The sequence below is a fragment of the Mesorhizobium sp. M8A.F.Ca.ET.021.01.1.1 genome (genome assembly GCF_003998025.1).
GTDB lineage: Bacteria > Pseudomonadota > Alphaproteobacteria > Rhizobiales > Rhizobiaceae > Mesorhizobium.
Map to the genome: position 1 here is coordinate 1 of NZ_RZSJ01000668.1, position 3,162 is coordinate 3,162.

At 63.9% G+C, this 3,162-nt stretch carries 4 protein-coding genes; 2 read left to right on the forward strand and 2 right to left on the reverse strand.

Annotated features, from left to right (window positions below; genetic code table 11):
* Both EOA36_RS31825 and EOA36_RS31830 read left to right on the forward strand, forming a co-directional pair.
* The coding region (locus EOA36_RS31825; RefSeq protein ID WP_127280816.1) for a LysR substrate-binding domain-containing protein at window positions 1-692 on the forward strand (692 nt) is incomplete at its 5' end.
* 77 nt (window positions 693-769) lie between these two features.
* Window positions 770-1,573 carry a 1-acyl-sn-glycerol-3-phosphate acyltransferase gene (locus tag EOA36_RS31830; protein WP_127280817.1) on the forward strand — a complete coding sequence of 268 codons (804 nt, stop codon included), beginning with the start codon at window positions 770-772 and terminating at the stop codon, window positions 1,571-1,573.
* A 3-nt stretch (window positions 1,574-1,576) separates the two neighbouring features.
* Here the strand turns inward: EOA36_RS31830 and EOA36_RS31835 are convergent, their stop codons facing one another.
* Window positions 1,577-2,203, reverse strand: coding sequence for a LysE family translocator (locus tag EOA36_RS31835; protein ID WP_127280818.1), 627 nt, complete (start codon window positions 2,201-2,203; stop codon window positions 1,577-1,579).
* Window positions 2,204-2,295: 92 nt separating this feature from the next.
* Window positions 2,296-3,162 (reverse strand): aldo/keto reductase (locus EOA36_RS31840; protein WP_145969416.1); only part of this gene is annotated, 867 nt, incomplete at its 5' end.

Sequence of the window (3,162 nt, forward strand, 5' to 3'; positions counted from 1 at the left end):
TTTTGGACGAGGTCGGCGATGCCGAACGCACCGCCGGCGGCGAATACAGCGCCCCGACAGGGGAATTGATCATCACCGCGCCGATTGTCTTCGGCCGCCTTCACGTTCTGCCCGTCGTCACCGACTTCCTGGCCGCCTATCCCCTGGTGGATATCCGCCTCACGCTCGGCGACAGGATAAGCCAGTTGGCCGAGGACCATATCGACCTCGCCATCCGCATCGGCAGGCTGCCGGATTCGCGCTTGGTCGCCATCAGGGTCGGCTCGATCGGTCATGTTGTCTGCGCAAGCCCGGCCTATCTGGCCGCGCACGGCATTCCACGGACCCCGGGAGAGCTCGAGACGCACAGCTGCATCACCTTCGAGGGCCTTGGCTCGCTTGCCACCTGGACCTTCAGCGTGGACAAGGCTGATTTTATCGTACCGGTCCGCTCGAGGCTCCGGGTCAACACCGCCGAGGCGGCGATCGATGCGGCGATCGCCGGTGTCGGATTGACGCGGGTGCTTTCCTACCAGATCGTTGCCGCCGCACGATCAGGAACACTGCGCCCCGTGCTCGGGGATTTCGAACCCGAGCCTTGGCCGGTAAACCTGGTGCATGCGGGCCAGGGCCGGCTGCCGGTGAAACTGCGCGCCTTCCTGGACTTTGCCGCCCCACGCCTGAGGGAACGCCTGGCGCAGGCAACCTGGTAGGACGGGCAGCATCGCACCGTTTCCTTTTTCCCCGCGCTTGGTGTAACCAACGCACACTTCCTCACCGGACCTCCCCCATGCTCTATGTCAGATCGCTGGCGTTCAATTTCGTCTTCTACGTCAATCTGATCGTCCAGATGATCCTCTGGACCCCCTACTATTTCCTGTCGCCGCGTCACCGTGCCTGGTTCGTGCCGAAATTCTGGTCGCGCACCTCGATGTGGCTCTATGACAAGATCGCCGGAACGAAGAATGACATCACCGGGCAGGAAAACCTGCCCGAGGGTTCGTTCATCCTGGCGCCCAAGCACCAGTCGTTCTGGGACGCTATCGCCTTCTTCCCTTACCTCCAGGACCCGCTCTACATCCTGAAGCGCGAGCTGACCTGGATCCCGTTTTTCGGCTGGTACATCTTGAAGATGCGCATGATCCCGGTGCATCGCGGCAGCCGCTCCAAGGCCTTGAAGGCGGTGGTCGCCGCGACCAAGGAAGAAATGGCACGCAACCCGCGCCAGTTGATCATCTATCCCGAGGGCACCCGCCGGGCTCCGGGCGACGAGCCGGCCTACAAATACGGTATCGTTGAAATCTATTCGCAGCTTGGCGTTCCGGTGGTGCCGGTCGCCCATGTCGCCGGCCTCTACTGGCCGCGCCGCAAGTTCCTCCGCTATCCCGGAACCATCAAGGCACGCTTCCTGCCGCCCATACCGCCGGGTCTTGGCAAGGAAGAGTTCATGGCGCGGCTGATCGGCGAGACGGAAGCCGCCTGTGACCAGCTTCTTGTCGAGGCATCACGCGCGCCCAACCCGCCGGCCCTGCCGACAACGGCGGCAAAGCGGTTGCGGGAACTCGGCGCGAAGCTTGACGGCTCCGCGGCCTGATCGTCAACCGTACACAGCCAGCACCGTGGTCAACAGCAGCGTCGCGGCAAAGACCAGATTGATGATCCGCGAGGCGACAGGCCTGCGCAGGAAGCGTGCGAACGCCGCGCCGGCAACAAGCCACACGGCGTGGATGACGACGATCATCACCGCCAGAACAGTCAGTTTCGTCCACAGGCCGAGCTCGACATCGCCCTTTCTCGACGAGGTGCCGGCGAACACGGCAGCGATCGCCACATAGGCCTTGGGGTTGGCGACCGCCAGGAGAAATCCAGCCAGCCAGGTTGGGCGCGAAGCCTCGGCGGCACGTGCGGCCAGCGCCGGCGCGGTGGCGATCTTGAAGGCGAGATAGAGAATGTAGGCCGCCGACGCGACAACCAGCAACGGCGCCAGCTTCGGCATCGACCCAAGCACCGCCATAACCCCGGTCGCCACAACCAGCAGCACGGCGATCGTGCCTAGGACGATGCCGCCGGTGTAGCGAAGCGAATCGCGCAGGCCGAAGGCGGCGCCGACGGCGGTAACGCTTATCGTCGCCGGCCCAGGGCTGCCCATGACGACGGTGGCGGCCAGCAACAGCGCAAGCAATTGGCGCCAAGGCTCCGGCTGCGAAAGAAGCGATCCGTCCATCTGGTCCTCCGCCCTGAGCCCGTGCGAAGGACGGTATGGCAAGGCATGAGGATCGTCTTGGACGTTCGTGCGTCCCGTCTTGCCGGCAGCCCTCAGGCGCTGGCTTTGTCGAGCTCGGCCATATCGTCGGCGCTCAACTTCAACGACACCGCCCTGATCAGGCTGTCCATCTGGCTTGGCTTGGTGGCACTGGCGATCGGCGCGGTGACGCCCGGCCGCGCCATGGCCCAGGCAAGCGCCACTTCCGCCTGCTTGGCCGAATGCCTGGCGGATACGGCGTCGAGCGCCGCCAGAATGCGCGTGCCGCGTGGATTGAGATAGCCGCCGACATCCTCCCCGCGCTCGCTCTGGCCAAGATCGGCTTCCGTGCGGTACTTGCCGCTCAAGAAACCTTTGGCCAGGCTGAAATAGGTGATGACGCCGACATCCTCGGCCACGCAGAGGTCGCGCAGCGGGCCATCGAAGGAGGAGCGGTCGTAGAGATTGTATTCCGGCTGCAGCACCTCGTAGCGCGGCAGGCCGCGCAAGCTTGCCACGTCAAGTGCAGCACGCAACTGGCCGGCATCGAGGTTGGAACAGCCGGCATAGCGGATCTTGCCCTTGGCGAGCAGTTTCTCATAGGCGCCGAGCGTTTCCTCATAGGGCGTCGTCGGATCCGGCCAGTGCGACAGATAAAGATCGATGAATTCGGTCTGCAGCCGCTTCAGCGATGCATCGACGGCCTTTTCAATATAGGCGGCGGACAGATCCTTGTGGCCCTGCCCCATATCCGAGCCGACCTTGGTGACCACCACGACCTTGTCGCGATTGCCGCGGTCCTTCATCCATTTGCCGATGATGGTTTCCGATTCACCGCCCTTGTTGCCGGGAACCCAACGCGAATAGGCGTCGGCCGTATCGATGGCATTGAGGCCCGCGCCGACGAAGCGGTCGAGCAGATCGAAGGAGGTCTTCTCGTC